Origin of the sequence: Undibacterium sp. TJN19 (assembly GCF_049339485.1) — a bacterium.
Classification (GTDB): domain Bacteria; phylum Pseudomonadota; class Gammaproteobacteria; order Burkholderiales; family Burkholderiaceae_D; genus Undibacterium.
Genome location: NZ_JBMPPL010000009.1, coordinates 117,621 through 143,256 on the forward strand (window position 1 = coordinate 117,621; position 25,636 = coordinate 143,256).

General features: G+C 50.0%; 19 protein-coding genes. 13 read left to right on the top strand and 6 right to left on the bottom strand.

Annotated features, from left to right (window positions below; genetic code table 11):
* Position 1 precedes the first annotated feature (1 nt).
* From ligA to smc, 3 genes are read right to left on the bottom strand one after another with little or no spacing between them, the layout of a single operon-like run.
* Positions 2-2,053, bottom strand: a complete 2,052-nt coding sequence (gene ligA, locus ACO0LH_RS21515) for an NAD-dependent DNA ligase LigA (RefSeq protein ID WP_422943182.1) — start codon at positions 2,051-2,053, stop codon at positions 2-4.
* A 12-nt stretch (positions 2,054-2,065) separates the two neighbouring features.
* Entirely contained in the window at positions 2,066-3,157 is a 1,092-nt protein-coding gene (locus tag ACO0LH_RS21520; RefSeq protein WP_422943183.1) for a cell division protein ZipA C-terminal FtsZ-binding domain-containing protein, read from the bottom strand.
* Positions 3,154-6,678 (bottom strand): chromosome segregation protein SMC, encoded by a 3,525-nt coding sequence (gene smc, locus ACO0LH_RS21525; RefSeq protein WP_422943184.1) that lies wholly within the window; start codon positions 6,676-6,678, stop codon positions 3,154-3,156. Before smc ends, ACO0LH_RS21520 begins: the two co-directional genes overlap by 4 nt.
* Before the next feature lie 356 nt (positions 6,679-7,034).
* Between smc and dapC the strand changes: the two genes are divergently transcribed.
* The 7 genes from dapC to ACO0LH_RS21560 all read left to right on the top strand — a co-directional run bounded on the left by dapC (position 7,035) and on the right by ACO0LH_RS21560 (position 14,920).
* Positions 7,035-8,261, top strand: coding sequence for a succinyldiaminopimelate transaminase (dapC, locus tag ACO0LH_RS21530; protein WP_422943185.1), 1,227 nt, complete (start codon positions 7,035-7,037; stop codon positions 8,259-8,261).
* A 64-nt stretch (positions 8,262-8,325) separates the two neighbouring features.
* A complete protein-coding gene (gene dapD, locus ACO0LH_RS21535) occupies positions 8,326-9,153 on the top strand; it encodes a 2,3,4,5-tetrahydropyridine-2,6-dicarboxylate N-succinyltransferase (protein WP_422943186.1) in 828 nt (275 codons plus the stop codon).
* Positions 9,154-9,195: 42 nt separating this feature from the next.
* Positions 9,196-10,338 carry a PilT/PilU family type 4a pilus ATPase gene (locus ACO0LH_RS21540; protein WP_422943187.1) on the top strand — a complete coding sequence of 381 codons (1,143 nt, stop codon included), beginning with the start codon at positions 9,196-9,198 and terminating at the stop codon, positions 10,336-10,338.
* A 6-nt stretch (positions 10,339-10,344) separates the two neighbouring features.
* A complete protein-coding gene (locus tag ACO0LH_RS21545) occupies positions 10,345-10,716 on the top strand; it encodes an ArsC family reductase (protein ID WP_422943188.1) in 372 nt (123 codons plus the stop codon).
* Position 10,717: 1 nt separating this feature from the next.
* Positions 10,718-11,845: a succinyl-diaminopimelate desuccinylase gene (gene dapE / locus ACO0LH_RS21550; protein WP_422943189.1), complete on the top strand. Its 1,128-nt coding sequence runs from the start codon at positions 10,718-10,720 to the stop codon at positions 11,843-11,845.
* Between the two features lie 25 nt (positions 11,846-11,870).
* Entirely contained in the window at positions 11,871-12,773 is a 903-nt protein-coding gene (gene prmB, locus ACO0LH_RS21555) for a 50S ribosomal protein L3 N(5)-glutamine methyltransferase (protein ID WP_422943190.1), read from the top strand.
* Positions 12,774-12,934: 161 nt separating this feature from the next.
* Complete coding sequence (locus tag ACO0LH_RS21560; protein WP_422943191.1) at positions 12,935-14,920, top strand: ATP-binding cassette domain-containing protein; 1,986 nt, start codon at positions 12,935-12,937, stop codon at positions 14,918-14,920.
* 17 nt (positions 14,921-14,937) lie between these two features.
* On the opposite strand, the gene ACO0LH_RS21565 is transcribed toward ACO0LH_RS21560, so the two are convergent.
* Entirely contained in the window at positions 14,938-15,744 is an 807-nt protein-coding gene (locus ACO0LH_RS21565) for a zinc-dependent peptidase (protein ID WP_422943192.1), read from the bottom strand.
* 433 nt (positions 15,745-16,177) lie between these two features.
* Between ACO0LH_RS21565 and ACO0LH_RS21570 the strand changes: the two genes are divergently transcribed.
* The 3 genes from ACO0LH_RS21570 (at position 16,178) to ACO0LH_RS21580 (ending at position 17,967) form a co-directional block, all read left to right on the top strand.
* Positions 16,178-16,504 (top strand): hypothetical protein, encoded by a 327-nt coding sequence (locus tag ACO0LH_RS21570; RefSeq protein WP_422943193.1) that lies wholly within the window; start codon positions 16,178-16,180, stop codon positions 16,502-16,504.
* A 26-nt stretch (positions 16,505-16,530) separates the two neighbouring features.
* A complete protein-coding gene (locus ACO0LH_RS21575) occupies positions 16,531-16,758 on the top strand; it encodes a DUF6500 family protein (protein WP_422943194.1) in 228 nt (75 codons plus the stop codon).
* A 96-nt stretch (positions 16,759-16,854) separates the two neighbouring features.
* The gene (locus ACO0LH_RS21580; protein WP_422943195.1) at positions 16,855-17,967 is read left to right on the top strand and encodes an NADH:flavin oxidoreductase/NADH oxidase; all 1,113 of its coding nucleotides are present in this window, start codon (positions 16,855-16,857) and stop codon (positions 17,965-17,967) included.
* An 83-nt stretch (positions 17,968-18,050) separates the two neighbouring features.
* Here the strand turns inward: ACO0LH_RS21580 and ACO0LH_RS21585 are convergent, their stop codons facing one another.
* The gene (locus ACO0LH_RS21585) at positions 18,051-20,735 is read right to left on the bottom strand and encodes a polysaccharide deacetylase family protein (RefSeq protein WP_422943196.1); all 2,685 of its coding nucleotides are present in this window, start codon (positions 20,733-20,735) and stop codon (positions 18,051-18,053) included.
* A gap of 68 nt (positions 20,736-20,803) precedes the next feature.
* Positions 20,804-21,502 (bottom strand): DNA alkylation repair protein, encoded by a 699-nt coding sequence (locus ACO0LH_RS21590; protein ID WP_422943197.1) that lies wholly within the window; start codon positions 21,500-21,502, stop codon positions 20,804-20,806.
* 204 nt (positions 21,503-21,706) lie between these two features.
* Here ACO0LH_RS21590 and ACO0LH_RS21595 point away from each other — a divergent pair, with 204 nt between their 5' ends.
* From ACO0LH_RS21595 to ACO0LH_RS21605, 3 genes are read left to right on the top strand one after another with little or no spacing between them, the layout of a single operon-like run.
* A complete protein-coding gene (locus ACO0LH_RS21595; protein WP_422943198.1) occupies positions 21,707-23,776 on the top strand; it encodes a ferritin-like domain-containing protein in 2,070 nt (689 codons plus the stop codon).
* A 10-nt stretch (positions 23,777-23,786) separates the two neighbouring features.
* A complete protein-coding gene (locus tag ACO0LH_RS21600) occupies positions 23,787-24,725 on the top strand; it encodes a DUF692 domain-containing protein (protein ID WP_422943199.1) in 939 nt (312 codons plus the stop codon).
* Positions 24,722-25,606 carry a putative DNA-binding domain-containing protein gene (locus ACO0LH_RS21605; protein WP_422943200.1) on the top strand — a complete coding sequence of 295 codons (885 nt, stop codon included), beginning with the start codon at positions 24,722-24,724 and terminating at the stop codon, positions 25,604-25,606. The genes ACO0LH_RS21600 and ACO0LH_RS21605 overlap by 4 nt, the downstream gene beginning before the upstream one ends.
* The last annotated feature ends 30 nt before the right edge of the window (positions 25,607-25,636 follow it).

Genomic DNA, 25,636 nt, shown 5'->3' on the forward strand with positions numbered 1-25,636 from the left:
TTCAGCTCCTGGAACAAAGTTGAAGCAATTCTGCTTCTGTCAAAATAGTGATACCCAATTCTTGCGCCTTCACCAACTTACTGCCTGCATCATCTCCAGCAACCAGATAACTGGTTTTTTTTGATACAGAACCTGCCACCTTGCCGCCAGCCTTTTCTATCACTTCAGTGGCCTGATCGCGGCTAAGACTTGGCAAGGTCCCTGTCAGTACCAGCGTCTTGCCTGCCAGCACCTGCTCGCCTTTTTCCTGTACTTCAATTTCGGGCCAGTGTACGCCCGATGCGATCAATTGCTCTACCAACTCTACATTGAGCGGATCAGAAAAGAAACGCAATATCGATTTCGCAACAATAGGCCCCACATCAGGCACATTTAACAATTGTTCTTCTGTTGCTACCAGCAAGGCATCCATTTTTCCAAAATATGCAGCCAAATCCTTGGCCGTGGATTCCCCCACATGCCTTATACCAAGTGCATAAATAAAACGGGCGAAACTGGTGTGTTTGGATACCTCCAGTGCTGCCAGAATATTTTGTGCTGATTTTTCGGCCATGCGGTCAAGTTCAACGAGGGCGCGCAAACCAAGCTTATACAAATCGGCAGCAGTCGTCACCACCTGTTTGTCGACTAACTGATCGATAAGCTGTTCGCCTACACCATCTATATTCATTGCCTTACGTGAAGCGAAATGAAACAGGCCGCCCTTGCGCTGTGCCGAACATTTAATCCAGCCACCAGTACAACGTGCAATCGCCTCATCTTCCAGCTTGACGATGGCAGAACCACAAATTGGGCATGCTGTCGGCATGATGAACTGGCGTGCATCAGCCGGACGTTTTTCCAATACACTGGCCACCACTTCGGGGATCACATCACCTGCGCGCCGGACAGAAACGGTATCACCAATGCGGATGTCCTTGCGCTGGATTTCTTCTTCATTGTGCAAGGTAGCGTTGGTCACCGTGACACCACCAACAAAGACCGGCACCAGCCGGGCAACCGGGGTAATGGCACCGGTGCGCCCCACCTGAACATCAATATCAAGTACAGTGGTCAGGGCTTCCTGCGCGGGAAATTTATGGGCAATTGCAAACCTTGGGGCACGTGAAACAAAGCCCAGATTGTCCTGACTGGCGAAATCATTGACTTTATAGACTACCCCATCAATTTCGTAGGCAAGCGCATCACGTTTTTTTTGTATCGCCTGATAAAAATCCAATAACCCGGCAGCACCGCGAACCACGGCATTTTCTTCACAGACAGGTATGCCCATCTGGCGATACCAGTCCAGCAAAGCACGATGCGAGGAAGGCAATTTGCCGCCTTCCAGATAACCTATGCCATATGCAAAGAAACGCAGGCTGCGCTGTGCCGTAATTTTTGAATCCAGCTGGCGCAGGCTGCCTGCAGCCGCATTGCGCGGATTGGCAAATTCTTTGCCCCCGGCATCTCTCTGCCTCTGATTAAGTTTTTCAAAATCATTTTTGAACATCAATACTTCACCACGCACATCCAGCACTTTAGGCGGATTGTCGCCGTGCAGTCGCAAAGGAATACCGCGTATCGTGCGTATATTCTCAGTCACGTCTTCACCGGTAAAACCGTCACCACGTGTAGCGGCCTGGCTGAACAGGCCGTCGACATAACGCAAATTGATGGCCAGGCCATCAAATTTCAAATCAATCGCATACTCAATCTCGCCAGTTGTATCGAGCCCTTCACGGACACGGCGATCAAAATTGATAACATCTTCATCGGCGAAACCATTATTCAACGAAAGCATGGGTATGGCATGCTGCACCTGCCCAAATTCAGGCAAAGGTGCGCCACCAACCCGGTTGGTAGGAGAATCGGCAGTCTTTAATTCGGGGTGGGCCTGTTCAAGCTGCTGCAACTCTGAAAACAGGCGGTCATATTCAGCGTCAGGCACACTGGGATTGTCCAGCACATAATAGGCATGGGCATGGCGATTCAACTCTGAGCGCAAAATTTCTGCACGTGCCTGTGGCGTGGTCACCTCACCAGAAGTGCCACCAAAAATATCATTCTGCATGTCTGTCGTTGATTAGCTAAATAGTCGTTGTGCACGCAAAGAACCGGCAGGTATCTGCGCTTCTGCCATGGCAGCATAAAACTCATTGACCTGGCCGGCAATTTCATCGAGTGCCAGCTTGGAAATCGGCTGGTTGCCATCGTCCACCACGGTACCGCCAAGTCGCGTAGACAAAGAACGCGCGCAGGCTGCCATGGCACCAAAACCGTCACGCGCCGGCGCCACGCAAGGCACATCCAGCAGCAAAGTCAGACGCGACGTCATGGTTTCGCTGACGCTGACATTGGTTGACAATGTGAACAGGCTGCCACCATCGCCATCCGGCATCATCAAGCGACCATCAGGGCGCTGATCAAAGCCCATTTTCTCCAGTGCAGCCAGCAAGGTGTTCAATGCCCAGGGGGCGCCATTGGCGGCAATATTCACGCTCAATTGTGCATCGTGCTCAGCAACAAACTGATGCAATTCACGCGCATGTATCATCACCTTGTTCATGTCAGGAATATCTGAATGGGCATTCAGGTTGTCTGCAATCGCCCGTAGCTTCATGATGAATTCGGAATATTCGAGTTCATTCAAAGGCCCGCTGCGGCTGACCATTTGCACACCGGCAAACAGACAGGTATAAGCACCGCCTGTAGAAATCACGTCTCTTTGACCGCTATGGCTTTGCCCTATGAAATGCACAGGTTTTTTACCTACATATTTCAAATCGGCGATTTCGGCCAAAATCTTTTCGCCACGCACTGGTGTTTCAAATTCCAGCGGAATCACGCAATCGATCAACTCATCAACCGGCAATTCTTTTTCCTGTACAGCTTGCGCCTGATGTTCGTCCGCATAGGCAGAATTGCTTTCTGCAACAAAACCGGCATCGGGTGACATGGGCGCAGCATCAGCCATCATCTCACCATCAAGGCTGGGCTCATGCCGGATGATGGCATCGGCTGGTGCATCAGGGTTCATCAGGACATCATCATGTCCTTCACCAAAGGCATTTTCAACGGTTTTCTTGGCTTTGTACTCCTGCCATTTATTAAAAATAACAACGCCGACGACCAGCGTTCCACCAATTGCCAATAAACTGATTTGTAGATCTGTCATGCTGCTTGAACCTCAGTAGCAAAGTTGATGGCGGATTCCATATCCACCGCAACGATTCGTGAAACCCCCTGCTCTTGCATGGTGACGCCGATAAGCTGCTGCGCCATTTCCATTGCAATCTTGTTGTGGGAGATAAATAAAAATTGTGTGTTTGCCGACATGCGCTTCACCATATTACAGAAGCGTTCGGTATTTGAGTCATCCAGTGGCGCATCGACCTCATCAAGCAAACAGAATGGTGCTGGATTCAACTGGAACATCGAGAATACCAGAGCCGTCGCCGTCAACGCCTTTTCACCACCGGACAGTAAATGGATAGTCGCATTTTTCTTGCCTGGCGGTTGCGCCATGACCTGCACACCGGAATCAAGGATTTCATCACCGGTCATGATCAATTTGGCCTGCCCCCCACCAAACAGGATAGGGAAAAGCTCGGCGAAATGATGATTCACCTTGTCGAAAGTATCTTGCAACAAGTCGCGTGTTTCTATGTCGATCTTGTGTATCGCATCCTGTAAAGTGGTAATGGCTTCTGTCAGGTCGGCATGCTGGGCATCAAGGAAAGTCTTGCGTTCTGTTGCCTGCGCCAGCTCATCCAGCGCAGCCATGTTCACTGCCCCCAGAGCGGCAATCGCATTTGTCAGGCGGGTCACTTCACCCTGCAAATAAGAAGGTTTGAGATCGTCATGCAGTTTTTGCGACAAGGCTTCTTCATCAACTTCAAAGTTGCGCAGCTGTTCGGCGAACTGCTCCTGACTGAGCCGGGCTGCCTGTTCTTTCAGTTGCAACTCAACAATGCGGTCGCGCTGCGGTTGCAGGCTGCGCTCTACCTGCATTTTAGCTTCTTCATGATGCCGCAACTGCTGCGTCAACTGATCGAGTTCATGGCGCGCATTCGCCAGTGCCAATTCTTGCGAACTGCGGCGGTCAAGCAAGTCTTGCAAACCGGCCTGGGCTGTCTGATCATCCATGGATTCCAGCTCCAGCTGTCCTTGCTGCATGCTGGCAAATAACTGGGCAGACTGCTCTGCTGCTGTTGCGATACTGCGACGTAATTCTTCCATCTTGCTGCGATGGGATTTTTCAGCAAAGGCGGCCTCTTGTGCAGCAAGCTCCATGTCACGCAAACGCTGTCGGGCATCATTTAACTGCTGTTCTTTTTCCAGATAAGCAGTCTGCCCCTCTTCATGGCTTTCCTGTAATTCAGCCAGGTCCATGTCAAGTTGCTCAAACTTCTGTTCTGATTCAGCACGGATTTGCTGCTGCTCACTCTCCTGCCCCGAAATCTCGGTCAGGTCATTTCCTATCTGGGTGCTGCGCTGGTTAAAGCGTTCCTGCACCTCGGATAATTTCATGAATTCAATTTGCAGGCTATGTGTTGTCTGCGTCAGGCTGGCGACACGCTGGCGCAGTTCCTGCAATTGCTGGCTGGCCTGGGTGTACATTGATTCAGCACGTACCGCCCTGGTCTTGGATTCATCTGCCAGCATGTGCTTGGCGCGGCATTGTTTGGTGATGTTTTCAATTTCCTGCTGGCGCGCCAATACGCCATCCTGTTCGGAATCAGAAGCATAAAAACGTACGCTGGAGCGGGCGATGACATGCCCCTGTTTAGTGATAAAACAGGCGCCCGTCGGCAGCTTTGCCCTGTCCATGAAGGCAGAGGTCACATCATCAGCAACGTAGACCTGGTGCAGCCAGTCCTGCAACAAGCCACGCACACCAGCATCATTCAACTGCAAGAGCTGAATGAATGGTTTAAAACCCGCTAGCGGCACTGTCGTATCGGCTCCGACTGTTGGCGCGCAAACGGCCATTTTGGCCGGAGGGGCATCGCTGAAAAAAGCTTTGGCCCAATCCAGATTTGACATCTCCAGCGCCGAAGTGCGCTCACGCAAAATCGATTCCAGCGCAGTTTCCCAGCCAGCTTCTATATGGAGTTTTTGCCAGATTTTTGGCAAGGCATTCAGCTCGTGCTTTTCCAGCCATGGCTGTACTTTGCCCTGGCTTTGCACTTTTTCCTGCAATTGTTTTAGCGCCAGCAGGCGTGCTTCGAGTTGCGCATATTCAGCAGCATCCTGATTCACTTGCAATTGCGCCTGCTTGCGCTCGTCCTCCAGCACTGGCAGGCGCTCTTGCGCCTCCTCCAGTTGCATGCTCAGCTCTTCCAGCACCTGTTTTTTCTCTTCCAGTTGCATGGAGAGATTATCAATGTGCGTGGTATCTGGCAACTGCAAGCCCTGCTTTTCCTGCATCAGGCGTTCGCGCCGGCTAGCGAGGGTGTTCAGGATATTCGAGGCATTGCGCTGATGGGCAGATTCAAGCTCGATCTGCTGCTGCATCTGCATGATTTTAGCGCGTGATTCCGTCGTCTTTAACTGTGATTCGCGCCACACCTGCTCCATGGCGGGCAGTTTATCTTGCTGTTGCTGGCTGACTTCCAGCGCCTGCTCGGCACGCATGGCGAGTTCTTCGACATGAATTTCTGCTTCAGATAAATCATCCTGGAATTGCTGGCTCTGTCTCTGCCACTGATCCCGCTGTGCCGTGAGGGAATGCAATTGCGATTGCAGGCGGCTACGTGACTCAATGACAAACTTGATCTGCGCTTCCAGACTGCCGATTTCAGCATTGGTCTGGTACAAATGCCCTTGTGCCTGGTGCATGCGGTCACCAACTGCATAATGTGCCTGACGCATCTGCTCCAATTCCAGCTCTACATGGCGCAGTTTTGCGGTTTGCTCTTCCAGGTCAGTCTGGGTCTTTTCTATTTCGGCAAAATGCTTTTGCTGTTCGTTCGCTGCTTCTTTTTTACGCAACAGCCACAGTAATTTCTGTTTTTCTTCCTGGTCCGTCTGTAATTCACGGAATTTATTGGCGACAACTGCCTGAGCACCCAGTCTTTCCAGGTTATTGTTTAGTTCTCGCAGGATATCTTCGACACGCACCAGGTTTTCATGGGTGTCGTGAATGCGGTTTTCAGTTTCGCGGCGGCGTTCTTTATAACGGGAAACCCCGGCAGCTTCTTCGAGAAAAATACGCAACTCTTCCGGGCGCGCTTCAATAATGCGCGAAATCATGCCCTGGCCTATGATCGCGTATGCGCGCGGGCCCAGGCCAGTCCCTAAAAAGATGTCTTGAATATCGCGCCGGCGTACTGGCTGGCCATTGATGTAATAGGTGGAGGTACCATCGCGCGTCAACGTGCGTTTGACAGCAATTTCGCCATACTGGCTCCACTGACCGGCAGCTTTGCCCAGGCTATTGTCAAAAACCAGTTCTACCGATGAGCGTCCGGCAGGTTTTCTATGGGTAGAGCCATTGAAAATAACGTCCTGCATGGATTCACCACGCAACTCTGAAGCCTTGGATTCACCCAAGACCCAGCGCACTGCATCAATAATATTCGACTTGCCGCAACCATTAGGCCCAACAACCCCAACCAGTTGCCCTGGAACATGAAAATGAGTGGGATCTACAAAAGATTTAAATCCCGACAATTTAATAGAAGTTAATCGCACTTTATATAATTTTATTATCTTTTGCAGTCAAATCTACCGCGTATCGTTTATTTCCACGGGCTGCCACCATGCCCGTCGCTCACTATCGCTGCATCATACCATCGGAAACGCAAAATTTTTAGCTTTCAAACTTATTACACAATTAACGTTGCAGTTCAAATTATTGCTGAATTAAACCAGCTTAATCACAGTGAATGGCAAAACAGGCATGAAAGCCTTTCTCTGAAGAATGCTCAGGAGGCTATAATATGCCTTGCTCTACTATTCTACTTTGACCAAATAAAATGCCGGAAATCGATAAGCGAACCTGATAAATCGCCAAAAACACCCGCTTAACGCAGCCAACAATTCGAAAAATGACTTTTAATCCCTATCTCAGCAAGTTGCAGCCATATCCGTTTGAAAAACTGAAACGACTCTTTGCTGATGTCATTCCCAGCCCCGACCATGCGGCGATCAGCCTGGGAATAGGCGAACCCAAGCATCCGACACCGGCATTGATCAAGGATGCCATTACGGCAAACCTGGCCGGGCTGGCCAGCTACCCGGCCACTGCTGGCTCGGACACCTTGCGAAATGCCATTTCAGCGTGGCTGGGCCGACGCTACGCTATTCCGGCGCTAGATGCAGCTACACAGATTCTACCTGTGAATGGTTCACGTGAAGCCCTGTTTGCATTGGCGCAAACCATCGTAGATCCTGGCGCATGCAAAGATGGTTTGCCACTGGTGCTTTGCCCCAATCCTTTTTATCAGATATATGAAGGTGCTGCGTATCTGGCTGGCGCAGAACCTTATTTTGCCAACGCCGATCCGGCACGCAATTTTGCACCTGACTACAAAAGCATCCCGGAAGCTATCTGGCAGCGCGTGCAGTTACTGTACATCTGCTCTCCAGGCAACCCTACTGGCGCGGTTTTAAATCTGGATGACTGGAAAGAGTTATTCGCATTGTCAGACCAATACGGCTTTGTTATCGCAGCAGATGAATGCTATTCGGAAATTTATTTCAAGGAAGAAGCGCCATTAGGCAGCCTGCAGGCCGCACGCGCCCTGGGCAGGAATGATTATACCCGCCTGATTACGCTCTCCAGCCTGTCAAAGCGCTCGAATGTACCTGGCATGCGCTCAGGTTTCGTCGCAGGCGACGCTGAAATCATCAAAAAATTCCTGCTCTACCGCACCTACCATGGCAGCGCCATGTGCCCGAGCATGCAGGCGGCCTCGGTCATCGCATGGAATGATGAACAGCACGTACAGGAAAACCGCGATAAATACATCAAGAAATTTGCCCAGATCACGCCCGTTCTGCAGGAAGAGCTGGAAGTCAAACTGCCTGATGCGGCCTTTTATCTGTGGGCCAGGTTGCCAGATGCCTTAAAAATGTCTGATACAGAGTTCGCCCGGCGTTTATACGAGGAATATAATGTCACAGTTTTGCCAGGAAGTTATCTGGCACGCGAGGCACACGGCATTAACCCGGGAGAAAACCGTATACGCATGGCACTGGTCGCAGAAGTGGAAGAATGCCTGGAAGCTGCACAAAGAATTGTCGCTTTTTGCAAAAAGCATGGCACTAACTGATTCTGCCCGTCTGAATTACCTGTTTTTAGTTTATTTACCTATTTGACTTATTAAGAAACTCAATATGACTCAACAATTACAGCAAATCATCGATCAAGCCTGGGAAGACCGTACCAGCTTTTCTCCAAAATCCGCGCCCGCAGAAATTCGTGAAGCCGTTGCCCATGTATTGAGTGAACTGGATGCAGGCAGCCTGCGTGTAGCAGAAAAAATTGATGGCAGCTGGAATGTCAATCAATGGGTAAAGAAAGCTGTATTGCTGTCCTTCCGCCTCGAAGACAATATCTGCATGCCTTCCGGTGATCATATGCAGTTTTTCGACAAGGTACCAACCAAATTTGCCAATTATACGGCGGAAGATTTTGCCAAGGGCGGCTTCCGCGTTGTGCCACCAGCGGTTGCGCGTCGCGGCAGTTTCATCGCCAAAAACGTCGTGCTGATGCCGTCATATGTCAATATCGGCGCCTATGTCGATGAAGGTGCAATGGTTGACACCTGGGCCACCGTGGGCTCTTGCGCGCAAATCGGCAAAAACGTACATCTGTCTGGCGGTGTTGGTATCGGCGGCGTATTGGAACCCATGCAGGCCAACCCTACCATCATCGAAGACAATTGCTTCATCGGTGCGCGTTCTGAAATCGTTGAAGGCGTTATCGTTGAAGAAAACTCCGTGATTTCCATGGGTGTGTACATCGGCCAGTCGACAAAAATCTATGACCGTGCCACTGGTGAAGTCAGCTATGGCCGCGTTCCTTCCGGCTCTGTCGTGGTATCAGGCAACCTGCCATCTGCTGATGGCAAATACAGCCTGTATTGCGCAGTCATCGTCAAACGCGTTGATGCACAAACCCGCTCCAAAACCAGCATTAATGAATTGCTGCGCGGCGCCTGATCAGGTCTTTTGTTTAATTTAAATTCAGCATAGGGAAACATCATGGCAGCGATGGAGAGATTATTTCAACTGATGAAAGAAAAACAGGCATCTGATATGTTTTTCGCGATGAACTCGCCTATTCATCTGAAAATCAATGGCAATTTACTCCCTATCAATCAGCAAAAGATGGATCAGGCGAATATTCTGTCGCTGCTCAATGAAGTCGTGGCACCAGAGCATATGGAACAGCTAGAGGCAGAAAATGAGCTCAATGTTGGTATAGGCTCCCCCGGGATTGGCCGTTTCCGCCTGTCGGCATTTCGTCAGCGCGGTTCCATCTCGGCAGTTTTCCGTTTCGTGCCTGGCGATATTCCGAGGCTTGATACCCTGCACTTGCCACCTGTGCTGTCTGAATTGATCATGGAAAAACGTGGTTTGATCCTGTTGGTCGGCTCGACCGGTTCAGGCAAATCAACCACGATTGCCTCCATGCTGGATCACAGGAATGAAGTCAAGACCGGCCATATCCTGACGCTGGAAGATCCGATTGAGTTTTTGTTCCGCAGTAAAAAATCCATCGTCAACCAGCGTGAAATTGGCAGCGACTCGGAAAGCCTGAAAACCGCATTGAAAAATTCATTGCGCCAGGCACCAGACTGCATCCTGATTGGTGAGATTCGTGACCTCGAAACCATGATGGCAGCGATTGCCTATGCGCAATCAGGCCATCTGGTACTGGCAACCCTGCATGCCAATAACAGTTATCAGGCATTGAACCGTATCATCAGCTTCTTCCCTATGGAGACGCGCAGTGCATTGTTGCTGGATCTGTCCTCCTCAATACGCGCCATTATTTCACAACGCCTGATACGTGCAAAAGATGGTGGTCGCTGCCCGGCGGTAGAGATCATGCTCAATACCCGTTATGTGGCAGAACTGATAGAACAGGGCGATATTTTCCAGATCAAGGAAGCCATCGAGAAAAGTTTGTCACCAGGTTCACAAACTTTTGAACGCGCTTTGATGTACCTGATCAAAGAAGGACTGATCACACAAGAAGAAGGCCTGGCCAATTCCGATTCTGCCAACAACCTGTTGTGGTTGCTCAATAATGAGGCATCGAGCAGTACCTCACCACCGCCAGCACCGGAACCAGAAACCAAGGAAGAAGCGTCCTTCACTGAATTTACCCTCAACGTATAAAGACGTATGACACAAAGCATTACCTTATTTGGCATCCCGAACTGCGATACGGTTAAAAAAGCCCGCACCTGGCTGCAAGAGCAAGATCTGGCCTTTGAGTTTCACGACTTTAAAAAGCAGGGATTGACGCGCGCAGCAGTCGAAGCCTGGCTTGAACATCAGAGCCTGGATGTGCTGATCAATCGCAAAGGCACGACCTGGCGCGCGTTGAGCGAAGAAGAAAAGGCCGGCGCCGACAATACAGAACAAGCGATCGCCCTGATGCTGGATAAACCCTCGGTCATCAAACGCCCTGTCATGTTGATAGACGCGAATGGCAAGACCCAGGTTAATGTCGGCTTTTCCGTACCGCAATACCAGTCTATTTTCAAAAAATAATATGAGCAAAACACTCGCGTTGACAGAGCAATTAATTGCACTTGACTCAGTCACCCCCGAAGACAAGGGATGCCAGCGCACCCTGATTGCCCTGCTTGAACCATTGGGCTTCCATTGTGAGACCATACAGTCCGGCGATGTTACCAATCTGTGGGCCAGGCGCGGTGATGCCCAGCCTCTGCTGGTTTTTGCCGGCCATACTGATGTCGTGCCGACCGGGCCCGTCACGCAATGGCAATCTGCACCGTTCACGCCCACACACAGGGATGGCAAATTATTTGGCCGTGGCGCTGCCGACATGAAAACGTCCATCGCGGCATTTGTTGTGGCGACCGAAGAATTTGTTGCGGCCCATCCTGACCATAAGGGTTCCATCGGTTTTCTGATTACCAGTGATGAAGAAGGCCCGGCAACCGATGGCACCGTGGTCGTCTGCGAAAAGTTGAAAGCACGCGGCGAACAACTCGATTACTGTATCGTCGGCGAGCCAACCTCCGTCGACAAGCTCGGTGACACGATCAAGAACGGTCGCCGTGGCACCATGTCTGGCAAGCTGACAGTCAAAGGTGTGCAGGGTCACATCGCTTATCCGCAACTGGCAAAAAACCCGATACACCTGGCTGCCCCGGCAATGGCAGAACTGGTCGCTGAAATATGGGATGCAGGCAATGAATATTACCTGCCAACCTCATGGCAAATGTCGAATATCCATTCCGGAACTGGTGCGTCTAACGTGATACCAGGCGAGGCGGTGATTGATTTCAACTTCCGTTTCTCCACGGCCAGCACGGCAGAAGGTTTGCAACAGCGCGTGCATGTCATTCTGGACAAATATGGCTTCGAATATGATTTGAAATGGACAGTTGGCGGACACCCTTTCCTCACGCCCAAGGGCAGCCTTAGTGATGCGCTGGCGGATGCCATTCGTGCTGAAACCGGTGTCGAGACCGAGTTATCCACGACAGGCGGCACATCTGATGGCCGCTTCATCGCCAAGATTTGCCCGCAGGTTGTGGAGTTTGGCCCGCCCAATGCCAGCATACATAAAATCGACGAACACATAGAACTGCAATACATAGACCCGCTCAAGAACATTTATCGCCGCACGCTGGAAAACCTGCTGACCTGAGCGAAATCCAATACTGATACCTAATATGACGACACCTGCCACCACTTTTCTGACCATACGCGATCTTTTGCGCTATGCCGTCAGTCGCTTTAACAAAGAAAAACTTTTCTTTGGCCACGGCAGCGCCAATGCACTGGATGAAGCTGCGTATCTGCTGCTGCATACCCTGCATTTACCGCTGGATAAAATTGACCCGTTTCTCGATGCCCATTTGCTGGCGCAAGAGATAGATGCCGTATTGCGCGTCATTGACCGCCGCGCTGTTGACCGCGTTCCAGCATCCTACATCACCAATGAAGCCTGGCTGGGTACCTATAATTTCTATGTGGATGAACGCGTCATCGTACCGCGCTCATTCATTGCAGAACTGATACCTGAGCATTTTTCTCCATGGGTCAATGATCCGGATTCGATCGCCAATATCCTGGAGCTGTGCACTGGCTCTGGCTGCCTGCCCATCATGCTGGCCGATGCCTTCCCTGAATCCCATGTCGATGCCGTCGATATTTCCACAGATGCGTTGGAAGTAGCCAAACGCAATGTTGCAACCTATGAACTGGAAAGCCGCATCACATTGATAGAATCTGATTTATACAGCAATGTGCCGGACAAGAAATACGACTTGATCATCACCAACCCACCGTATGTGAATTCAGGCTCCATGGCGAAACTGCCCAAGGAATACATGCACGAGCCTCAGCTTGCTTTGGCCGGTGGCGACGATGGCATGGATCTGGTACGCAAGATCGTTGCTGGCGCAGCCCAGCGCCTGACTGAAGACGGCCTGCTGATGGTAGAAATCGGCAATGAACGCGCCTTTGCAGAAGCTGCTTTCCCTGAATTGAACCTGACCTGGCTAAGCACCAGTGCCGGTGACGACATGGTGTTTTTGGTTGAAGCCAGCCAGTTAGTCGATTACAAAGCGTAAAATAGTGAGTTGATCAATTTTACAAAAAACGGGCAAATTCGGTTTTGCCCGTTTTTCTATTTAACAAAGGCCGCAAATCATATCGATTTTGCAGGTCATTTCAAAAAACCAGCCTTTGTTCTGCCTTGCCGAAACAGCAATACCATTTATTTTAAGTTTATATGATACGTCTTCAACAAGTTATTCTTGCCCGTGGTACCAAACCTTTATTCGATAGCGTCGATGTCACGCTTAATCCCGGCGACAAGATAGGCTTGATCGGATCAAACGGCGCAGGCAAATCCAGCTTGTTTGCCATGTTGCGTGGTGAGCTACACCCCGATCAGGGCAGCATAGAATTCCCGGCCAAATGGCAACTGGCGCACGTCGCCCAGGAAACCCCTGCCCTGGAACGTAGCGCTATCGACTACGCCATTGATGGTGATGTCACGTTGCGCAAACTGGAAGCAGAGCTGGCTGAACTGGAAGCGCAACCTGAAAGCCATGATAACGGTATCGCGATTGGCAATGTCTACGGTGCCCTGGCAGATGCAGATGCCTATACCGTACGCTCACGTGGTGAGCAATTGCTGGTCGGCCTGGGTTTCACGCTGGAACAAATGGAACAATCAGTTGCCAGTTTTTCTGGTGGCTGGCGCATGCGCCTTAATCTGGCCCAGGCCTTGATGTGCAAATCAGACCTGTTGCTGCTTGATGAACCGACCAACCATCTGGATCTGGATGCCATCATCTGGCTGGAGGATTGGCTCAAACGTTATGCCGGCACACTAATCATCATTTCGCATGACCGCGATTTCCTCGATGGTGTCACCAATGTGATTGTCCACATTGATGAGCGCAAGCTCAAGCGCTACTCGGGTAATTATTCAGCATTTGAACGTCAGCGCGCAGCGCAACTGATACTGGCGCAAGGCACGCTGGAAAAGCAAAACCGCAAACGCGCCCATTTGCAGTCTTTCATTGACCGCTTTGCCGCCAAAGCCAGCAAAGCCAAACAGGCGCAAAGCCGTATCAAAGCATTGGCCCGCATGGAAGAACTGGCCCCCTTGCGCGCTGCTGCGGAATTTTCTTTTGAGTTCCGCGAACCACTTAGCGCTCCCAATCCCATGCTGGTGATGGAAGATGTCAATTGCGGTTACCGCATAGAATCCAAGACTGACCATAGCTTCTCGGAGAAACTCATTGTCTCCGACGTCAAATTCTCGCTACAAATTGGTCAGCGTATTGGCCTGCTGGGGGTGAATGGTGCGGGTAAATCAACATTGATCAAAACCATCGTCGGCGATATCAAACCGCTGACAGGTGAAATGCATACCGGCAAAGGTCTGGAAATTGGCTATTTTGCCCAGCACCAGGTCGAAATGCTGCGTCATGATGAATCACCGTTATGGCATCTGGCCCATATTGCACCGAATGTGCGTGAACAGGAATTACGTAACTTCCTCGGCGGCTTCAATTTCCCTGGCAACATGGTAACCAGTCCGATCGCACCGTTTTCTGGCGGCGAAAAAGCAAGGCTGGCACTGGCGATGATAGTTTGGCAGCGCCCCAACCTGCTGTTGCTGGATGAGCCAACCAACCATCTGGACCTGGAAACCCGCGAAGCCCTGACAGAAGCCCTGGCGCAATTTGAAGGCACACTGGTCGTCGTATCCCATGATCGTCACTTACTGCGCGCCACGACTGATCAGTTCATCATCGTTGCCGACGGCAAGCTGCAACCATTTGACGGCGATCTGGATGATTACAAAGACTGGCTGTTCAAGAACAAACTTGAAAAAGAAGCTTCCCCTGCCCTGCCACCCAAATCCAAAGCCAAGGAAGAAAGCCTGCCACAAGCCAAGCCTATCCCGGTTGCCGTGGACGACAAGGAAAAGCGCCGCAAAGAAGCTGACGACAGACAGAAAAATGCGGCCCAGCGCAAGCCTATAGAAACCCGCATCAAACGCCTGGAAGAACAAATGGCCAAGCTCAATGCCAGGAAGCAGGAAATTTCTGCCCAGCTGGAAGGCGCAGACATCTACAGCGACGCCAATAAGGAAAAACTCAAAGGCCTATTGCTGGATCAGGCTTACCTGGTAAAAGAGCTCGAACAAACCGAAGCTGACTGGCTGGAGCAACAAGAGTTTCTTGAAGCAGTAGGATAAAATTCTACAGCAACTGCCTAGGCCCATTCCCTGGGATCAACGCGATAGTAGGCATTTAACTGCGCAAATAAAGCTGGGTGAAAATCTGCAAGCTCCCGGCTTTTCTTGAAAAAAGCCTCTGTGATCACTGCAAAAAACTCTGCCGGATTGGTCGCCCCATAAGGGTCGATCACCGTAGGCACATCACTGGCAATGGCTTGTTGCAACTGCATAAATTCACGTTCCATCACCTGCGACCATGCCTGATAGGCGGCGGCATTCTTCAACGCAGGTGCGCCGTTGGTTGCGCCGGTTTCACTATCCAGTTGATGGGCAAATTCATGCAACACCACATCTTGTCCACGCGCTTCAGTTTCGGGGTTATGCGCAGCCTGATCCCAGGCAAGAATAACGCGCCCATCACTCCATGATTCACCACTGAGACCCTGATTGGTATGTGTGACAATGCCATCACCATTCGTTTGCGTTCGTGGTGCAACGAAGGTAGTTGGGTAGACCAGGATATGTGTCAGTTGCGGGTACACACCGGATGCACGATTGAGCAGCAACATGCAGGCTTTACCGGCTATCGTTACTCTGATCTCATCAGTCATGATTAAACCAGCGCATTCCACAAAAGTTTTCTGATACAAAAACTGCCGTATGCGGCGCTTTAGCTGCATTTGTAAATGGGTGGGCAGTTTCGCGTAACCAGGTAAATTCTTGCGCAGGATTTTTGAATAATTCAATGGAAAAGCTTGCGACAGCACATAACGCAAACGCGCACGCGGCAGGATAAACACACCCAGTATCAGCAAGACCATCGCGAGCAGCAGCCATTCCATATTTTCATCCCATCCTCACGCCAATTAGCGTGATCAATTGCGACGCAAAGACCTTCCTGTCCTGTCATTTGCGGTCATGGAGGTCAGGTATTTCTTTACAAACGTTCACTTAACTGTATCAAAAATGGGCACTGCGCCGATAAAGTCAATAGCAAGGTCGAAAATTCCCTGATCTGGCGCATTCATGCTTTCTTGAAGACTTGCCCTGCATCTGCGACCAAACTTTTAACTATTGATGTCAAAAGGCTTTGCCATTTATTGAGCGATCTTCTTGCTATCTTAAAAGCATAACTTACTGATATGATTTAGCCGCTTGATATTTAGCAAGTGTTTTGAGAATCTGTAAATGAAGAAACAGATTTTATTGCGTGGATAGCACAGCATTCATATAGGCTGACGCGTATCATCAAACTTCAAAAAAGGGGATAGCGATATGTTCATTGTGTGGCAAGGTGCAGGCTTTACCGCAGTACTTGTTCCGTTCTTATTCGCTTTGGGTGGCAATTACCTGATAGACGAATGGATGGGCAAAGGTTATTACTCTTCCCATTCCTGGGCACCTGCAGTTTCTCTCGCCATATCTGCTGCCGTAGTCTGGTTCATAGGCTATAGCCTGAAAAAATTCCCGCCAACCGAGCACATAGACCCGAAGACGAATCAGATTGTCCAGGTATTCGAAAAACACACGATATTCTGGATACCACTGCAATACTTCGCGCTTGTTCTAGCAGCGTTTTCGGTTTACATACTGCTTAAATAAATTCCCTGTTTAAATACTGCGTTCGTATGAGAGATATCTTAAGAAAAAAAATCATTGCCGTATGTGACAACAAAATCGAGCAAAAGGGTTCAAATGTCGGGCTTTCTTTTTACGCGTTCTTTGCCAATAAAAATGATGACCCACAACTATTGATGGAAGCTGCTACCTGGTGGATCATGACGAACAAGTTTGACCATTTTGAAAAAGCCATCAAAATCAAGCAAGTGATTGAAGCCATGGATAGTGCCACTTGAGTGAAGGCTAATTTTCAGGCGCCCAGCAATAAAAAGAGACTAGGGGCATAATGCCATTTCATATTCCCCTATTCTCTTACACGGTTTTCTACCAGCATGAGCGCACTCTTTTCACCACTGAGCCTAGGCTCTCTACAACTTAAAAATCGCATCATTATTGCACCCATGTGCCAATACTCTGCCGATGCAGGTAATGCCACAGACTGGCATACAGTGCATCTGGGCGGCCTCGCCCTGTCTGGTGCTGGCCTACTCATCATAGAAGCAACCGCAGTCGAAGAAATAGGCCGTATTTCACCAGGCGACCTGGGTTTATGGTCGGATGAAAATGAAGCGGCCCTGGCAACAGTGCTGACAACATTGCGTAAATATTCTGCGATGCCAGTGGCAATACAACTGGGCCATGCGGGTCGCAAGGCTTCCAGCCAGGTACCATGGGATGGTGGACAATTAATTCCACTGGAAGACGGTGGCTGGCAAATGGTCGCGCCATCCGCTATTGCGCATGCGCAGGGAGAACGCCCTCCTCTTGCGCTTGACAGCGAAGGCCTGGCGCGTGTCAAAGCTGCATTTGTCAATGCTGCAAAGCGTGCACATCGCCTGGGTATCGATGCTATTGAATTGCATGCTGCGCACGGTTATTTGCTACACCAGTTTTTATCACCACTGTCAAATCAGCGCACTGATCAATATGGTGGTTCAATAGAAAACCGTATGCGCTTCCCACTCGAAGTTTTTGATGCAGTGCGTTCCGCAGTACCAGAAAAAATGGCCGTAGGCATACGCATTTCTGCTACTGACTGGGTGGATGGCGGGCTGACGATAGAGCAAAGCAAGCAATTTACCCTGTTATTGCAAGAGCGAGGCTGCGACTTCGTTCATGTATCGAGTGGCGGTATATCTCCCTTGCAGCAAATTCCAGTAGGGCCTGGATACCAGGTACACCTGGCGCAAGAATTGAAACAGCACTGCAAATTGCCCATCATTGCCGTAGGCCTGATCACCGAGGCGCAGCAGGCCGAAGAAATTATCGTTGCAGGTAAAGCTGATGCCATCGCGATTGCGCGTGGCATTTTGTACGACCCACACTGGCCCTGGCATGCTGCTGCAAAATTGGGAGCGAGCGTGGAAGCACCCCGTCAATACTGGCGTTCGCAGCCACGGGATCAAAAGAACCTGTTTGGTGAAACAAAGATCGGGCAGAGATAAAAAATTACATTCCCTATCTCATCAATTTCATAAAAAACGGCGCATCACATCATGCGCCATTTTTTTCGATACATTTTTCCTGGTCAGTTCAGCTTTTTCAAGGCATCTTTGACATAGCTGGCATTCGGGCTATTTGGCGACAATTCCAAAAAGCTCAGATAGGCTGTTTTTGCTTTTTCATTTTCATTCAACAAGGCCCTGGCATCACCCAGGTTCAGATAGGCAATTGCCCGTGATGGATCTATCTGCAAGGTATTTTCAAACCATCTCGCTGCTTCTGCATATTTTTGCTGCTTGAAATAGACAAAGCCAAGGTTATTGGCAGCAAGGCCAAAGTCAGGACGGTATTTCAGGGCTTCAGTAAATGCTGCTTCTGCCTGCGCATATTGTTTTTCACGGTATAGTTGCAAGCCATGATCATTCGCTCTTTGCGCCAGTTGACGTGATGAACCGTCCACCAGTTTTGGCGCTGCAATTTTTTGTTCGCCGCCGTTGAGGTTCTTGATGACGATAGGTGTGTCACCTCCGGCTTTTACTACTGCGCCATCAAGTTTGGTGTTGAGCGCTATCGCATCGGCAGAAAGCTGATTGGTTTTGGCACTTAAAAATTCACCTTCACCACGCAATTCAAAGACGAATTCCCCGCCTTCGGAGCCTGGCAAACTACCAAAGGCCGGCGTTTGTTGCGACACACTCGATACAGCGGGCGCAATATAGGCCGCCAGTTCGGTCGCAGTGATCATGCCGTCACCATTCATGTCTGCCTTGCCACTCAAGGCCTGCAACAAGGTCCACGTGAACACTGAATGGCCATTCGGGCCACCATCGGCCACCAGTTGATCTGCACCACCGGCAGTGAGCATTTGCCGGCCTATACGCTTGGCATTTTCACGCAGGAATGCCGTACTGCCACCACCACGCGTCAGGCCAAGGCCGCTATAACAGGCATCCATGACAAACAGGATATGTTTGGCGTTGAGGCTTTCGGCAATGTTCTGCAAATCTGTCATGGGAATCGCATCTACCGACAATTGCTCAGGATCAGAATCAACCGGGATGATGTAACCCAGGTTACGGCCAGAACTCAGTTTTCTGGTGGCACCATGACCGGCGAAAAATACAAATACCCTGTCGTCTTTCTTTAATTGCCCATGCCCCAGTTTTTCATGGAACAAAGCCAGGATATTATTTCTGGTGGCATCCGCATTGGTCAGCGTCAATACCTTGTCACCGGCAAAACCCAGGCGGTTAATCAGGGTTTCACGAATGGCGCTGGCATCCTGCACTGCGTACTGTAATTTCGGCCATTTCACGTAATCATTAATGCCGATGACTATCGCCCAGCTGTTTTGATAATCCGTCGTGATACTGACTTTTTCTGTTGTTGCCTTGCTGCCTTTGGCAACTTTGAATTCTGTACCGTCCCAGGATGCAAAACTGTAGCCATCGGCGATCAGTTTATCGAGTACCAAAGGCAGGGCTTTGACAGTACGCTCATGAATGTCATGGAACAGGATAATGCCGCGCTGTTCTTTTTCCAGCTGGCCCAACACACGTCCGGCGATGGAGTTTGGCACAGGGTCAGCCCAGTCCAGGGAATCGATATTCCACATCACCGAACGCAAGCCCAGCTTGCCCAAAATCTGCATGCCTTCCTTGTTCTTCGCGCCATAGGGGAAGCGGAACAAGGCTGAGCGTGTCGGGTCAATCGCCTTGAGCAATTTGTCGGTCTGTTCGATTTCGGCATTCAGGCTGTCGCCACTTTGCTTGGAAAGCAAGGCGTGGCTAAAGCTATGGTTGCCGATGACGTGGCCAGCACTCAGCAATTTTCTACTGGTCTCGGCATTCTTGTTCAACTGCTCTTTACCTTTTGCATCAACAGTGCCGACGTTTTTACCTACTTCAAAAAATACACCGGGTACATTGTATTGTTTTAAAATCGCTGCAATTTCATCGGTATAGGTGGCATGTGGGCCGTCATCAAAGGTGAGCACCACAGTTTTGGCAGGCAAGCCCTGGCCAAAGATTTCTTTTTCCTTGTCATCTGCCAGATCAGGTTTTTCAGGGTAAGGCAAAATGATGCCGTAATCCTTGAGGATTTGTTCACGGTTATATAGCTTGCTCAATTTGACGATATAGTCATCCCAGCGTTCGCGCTTGAGCTCTATAGAGCGCGATTCAAACCGTGAAAAAATTTCTTTCAGTTCCTTGTCATATTCTTTTTCTATATCGGTCAGAGCATTCAGGTCATCGCTCACACGTTTGTGCAGTTTGATCGCTGGCAAAGTCTGTTCTGCCGCGATCAGCTTTTGCAGTTGCAACAACACTTCACGAAATGCCAGGCGGTCAGCATCATAGAGGTCTTCGCCCGATTCGATATACGTCAGGATGGCGTCAAAGCTGCTTTCGCGCTTTGCCGCGCTGAGCGTCTTCAGTTTATTGAAGGTATCACTCAGGTTTTCCAGCCGCACAAGATTTTCATGAAACAGGGCCTGACCAACCCGGTTGACTTCATTACGCTCTTTGGGTGACAACTTCTTTTCTTCAGCCAGCAACACAATGATTTTGCGGTAAGCGATCAATAAGCCATTCAGGTCTTCAGGTAATTTACCGGCAACGATACCGTCATTCTTGTCAGTGGCCCCGGCAATCTCGCCTGATGCACCCGACGTACCTGATGTACCAGATGGTTTTTGAAAAACAAAATAGCCTGCCAGCGCCAGACATGCGGCAAGACCGCCAGCAATAATAAATTTGGTGTGTTTCATCAGAAGGAAAATAGAAAAGCGCAATCAACCCGATATCATATTGCAAATGCCCGGCAATATGCATGCTTTTACAAGGAATACCCCAACTTCAACAGGTTTTTACCCGCTTCGCGACAGGTCAGCGTCGACAATTTCTGTTTATGTGCAGTCAAAAAATCACGGATAAGAGCTGGATCATGCCAGGCATAGTCACGCAAAGCCCAGCCTGTCGCCTTCCTGATAAAGAATTCTTTTTCATGCGCCAGTGCCAATGCGTAATGAAACAGGCGTTCTGTATCCGTTTTTTCACGCCAGCCTAACTGGTGCAATAAGGCGATACGCCTAACCCAGAAATCTGTATGGCCCAGTGCCGCATCCATGTTTGCCTGTACTTGTCTGTCATCGGTCAAATGCAGGCGCAGCACATCACCAACGACCCCTGCCAGGCCGTCAACTGTATCCCACCAGGATTTTTGCTGCACCAGCGCCAGCAAGTCGTTGATGTTGCCGGGCTCCAGGCGTGTATGGTGCTTCACGAGCACATCGACAGCAGTATATTGGTATTCGCGTTCTTTACATGACCATAAAGCCCCTGCGACCGCCATCAGTTCACTTGCATTGGCGCCCTTCAGGTCTTTAATGATCGCTGCACTTGCCTTGCGCCTGTCCGGTGCGGAAATACCCAAAAAATCATAGCGGTCTTTCATATACGCGCGCATGGCTTGCGCCCTACCTGCATCAGCCAGCGGTGCGAAGGCTTGTTGAAAATCGTCGAGAATTTTTTTCACCCAGGATACCTCGAAAGAAAATTGAGCCAGTTAATTGAGCCAGATACCAGCTAATTACATGACTATATGAATAGCAAAGAAATATTCAAAAACGACAATTAAACCATTTTCTTTATGCTAGAGTAATTGGCTTTTTAACATTTTCAAAAAGTGTTATTCACCATCCATCGCCTGTTTGAATAGTCTGACCACGGAGACGCCATCATGTTTGCAGCCATTCCTGAATCGCCACAGAAAGTCATCACCAACCGCTCACTTGAACACTTGCAAACAGATACGGCGGCGGTGCGTGCTATTGCCCAGGCAACCGTCAGCGTAGAGCTATTTACGATACCGCTGTACATGAATTCCATGTATTCGATCTATGGCACACATCAGATCAATTCCAAAAACAATAATTATTATAAGGGTCGCCAATGGCCAGGCCTGGCGACCACTGCTCAACCCAATACGGCCAATGAGCGTGCCTTCAATATCATATTCAGTGTTTTCATCCAGGAAATGCTGCATTTGCAGATGGCTGCCAATATCGCCACAGCCATTGGCGTCGCTCCCAGTTTTACCACTGATTCTGGCTTGCAAAACAGCGAGCGTGGCTGGACTTGCTATGGCCCAGGCAAACATACCATACCTTGCATCGTTGATCTCAGGGATACCCATAGCTACAAAGACGTCAGAGTCAATCTGGAATCGCTGAATAAAAACCAGATAGAACTCTTCCTGGCAATTGAGCAGCCAGAAATGCAGGCACGTGAAGAATTGCGCCACAATGCCGATAAATATTTCCCTGACATACCACTGGCTGACTGGACACCTGACAAAGGTTTCACTGATCTGCCATTGTTTGGCACCATTGGCTATATGTATGAATGCTATGCCAAATACATCAGCATGGAGTATACGGATGGCCAGACACTCTGGCAAAAACTGTTTGATAATGAAGCCGTACAAAAGGATATGTTCAATGTCCACAGTACGCCAAAACAGCCAAATGAAAGCCACCCTAAAAAAGAGTATCCGCAATTTGATACCTTGTTCGGCCCTGATGATCTTGACGGTGGCAAAACTGGCTCACAAAACAAGGTCATCGACATGATGTGCGCCATCACAGATCAGGGAGAAGGCAATTCCGCTGGCATCAAATACTATCGCCGCTCACAGTTATTGCGTGCCGTACAGCCTGATTATCGCGAATCCGACGAAGCCCTGATAGCTGATTACCCTTCCTATGACGGTGACGGCGAAGAAGCGCTTTCCAGAGATGCTGCCGCACGTTTCCATAGTGCAGCCTTTGATCACTATGAGCGGTTTCAGGATATCAGGAAAGAAATGGAACATCCTGGCGCAGCCGCTTCTGATCGCTTGAACACTTGGGAGCAATGGCATGCCGTTGCCGGCAATCACTGGACAGCTGCGATGCTGACAAACAAGGATTATCAAGCCGCTTCAGCACCACAAAATATTCCCTCACCTGACGAAGTGGCCGGTGCGCTGAATCGCCTGAAAGCTGACGGCGCAAAAACTGTAGAAATGCTCAGCCGCGTCTCTGCCGGTGCCATTTACGGTATTACTTCGATACTGGATGAGTACTGGGCAGACAAGAACGCAGCCTTCCCCTATCCGTCCATGGTTGGCTCAGGTGACCGCATGTCGATTTGCTGGGCCATCACAGGATGTTCGCCAGATTTATCGGTTGACGTGCCCTTGCCAGACCAAAATGTTTTGTATCATGCCTGCCAGGGCCTGGATTTCGACAAGAATAAGGCGACAGCCAGCGAACAGGCAGACAATCAATGCGCAGCCATTGAGGTCTATCATAGCTGTCGCGGCTCAAATGGCTGCCGCGCCCAGGGCGGTTGCGGCTTTGCCCAGATAGACATGGTCGTCAAACCAGAAAAAGACAACCTCCTGGGCGCAAGCCCAGACCTTGGCTCACATAGTCTCTGTGGCGCGCCCCCAGGTCCGGCACCAACAGGCACTTTATATAGCCCGCCTAGTGACAACCGCTGCAAGACATATGGTGGCTGTGCCGTGCCGATCTCGGCATCACAGCTGTTTCCAGCCAGCGGCACGATGACGCTATATACATTTGGCAATGAACCACCTCATGAAGCACAATTACTGAAGAACAAGAACATCAATTTCAAACAAGGTGACGGCGTTTTTGACACGGCATGGGCAGCTTACAGCAAGGCCATGGCGGCAAGTCATAAAAACCCGGGGGAAATGCCTAAGCCAAATGATTTGCGCCTGGCTTTGCCACCATCAACCTGATGATGTAAGCATGTCTTTGCAACACATCAAACAAGCCACGCAGCCACGCCTGGGCCTGCCCAACCTGGGCCTGGGCGTTGGCCTGCGCAACACCCACTTTGAGCACATCCTCAAATATGGTGCCGGAGTAGCCTGGTTTGAGGTGATCACAGAAAACTTCATTGATAACCATGGCTATGCGCGGCACGTGCTGGAACGCATAGCGCAAACCTGTCCTATTGTGATGCATGGTGTTTCCCTGTCGATAGGCAGTACGGATGCACTGGATTTCGACTATTTGAATAAGCTCAAACAGTTGGCTAAAGAATTGCAGCCAGTCTGGATATCTGACCATTTATGCTGGACTGGTGCGGCTGCAATGAATACTCATGATTTGCTGCCACTGCCTTTGAACGAGGCAACGCTTGAGCATGTGGCTGGGCGTGTATGCGTAGTTCAGGATTTTCTGCAACGTCCACTGATCATTGAAAACCCCAGTACCTATGTTGAATTTGCGCAGTCAAGCATGGCTGAAGATGAGTTCTTAAGCCGCTTGACGGAAAAAACCGGTTGCGGCCTGCTGCTGGATGTCAATAATGTCTACGTATCTGCCTACAACCACGGCTTTGATGCTGAGCGTTATATACGCAACCTGCCGGCGGACCGCATTGTACAAATTCACCTGGCAGGGCCGAGTCACTGCGGTGACTATATGATAGATACGCATGATCAGCCTGTGCCAACACCGGTATGGCATTTGTATGCGCTGGCCCAAACTTTGACAGGTGGAGTTTCCACATTGCTGGAATGGGACGCCAATATCCCGGCCTATCCTGACTTGCTTGCCGAACTGGACAAGGCAAGGCTGGCCATGGCGGGGCATTTTCCTGATATGAAAATCAATGTGGCATCCGGCAATAGCTTATCTACCCCTTTGCATTTTCAGCTGGAAGAACTCAGCACTTCATGAACCAGCCTTTACCTGACCCATCGCTATCGCAATTACAAAACTGGTTCTTGACAGTGATGACAGCACCTGGTGGCCTGGCAAGAGGTTTAAGCCTAGCACAACAACACCTGGGCATGGCAGAACCGGATATCATCAGGATAAGACCAGGAAAACAGTCACGCATGCATATTTATGCCAATGGTTACATTCTGCGCTTGCAGGAGTGCCTGCAGGCTGACTTCCCGGTTTTACACCGTCTGATGGGTAATGAATTATTTAATTTTTTTGCTCACAACTATATCTGGCGCCATCCTTCCCGCGCACCATCCTTGTATGATCTGGGTGCCAGCTTTGCTGACTTCCTGCTGCAAAGTCAGCCAAAAAATGAGACCCATGCAGACGAAGCGAACCTGCTATTGCAGTTCCCGATTGAAATAGCCAGACTGGAACGGGCATTTACTGAAGTCATACGCGCGCCTGGTCTTGAGCAAAACCGCGACACCAAAACCAATAATGCGTTTGACTTGTTGATGGGTTCTGATGCAGACATCTACATCCCGGCCTGCTTACGGCTGCTGAAATCCAGTTTTCCTTTACAGGCTTATTGGGAACAGGCAAAACATGCGGCGGCAGAACAGGATTTGCCAGCCCCACCAGAACCTGAAACCAGTTACCTTGCATTGACGCGCCAGAACTACCGCATACAGCTGATCAGCCTGCTTCCCTGGCAATATCATTTTTTGCAGGCCGCTTACAGCAATCCCGGCCTTCACCAGTGTGCAGTACAATCAGCAAAAGAAACCGGGCTGGACGTTCAGTCGCTGCTGGTAGATATCTGCCTGTGGCAGCCTCAGGCACAAGCTCTCGGCCTGCTGACAAATGAAAAGATGGCATCGTTTTGACCGATGCCATCCTGTTAATCGCGCAGAGCT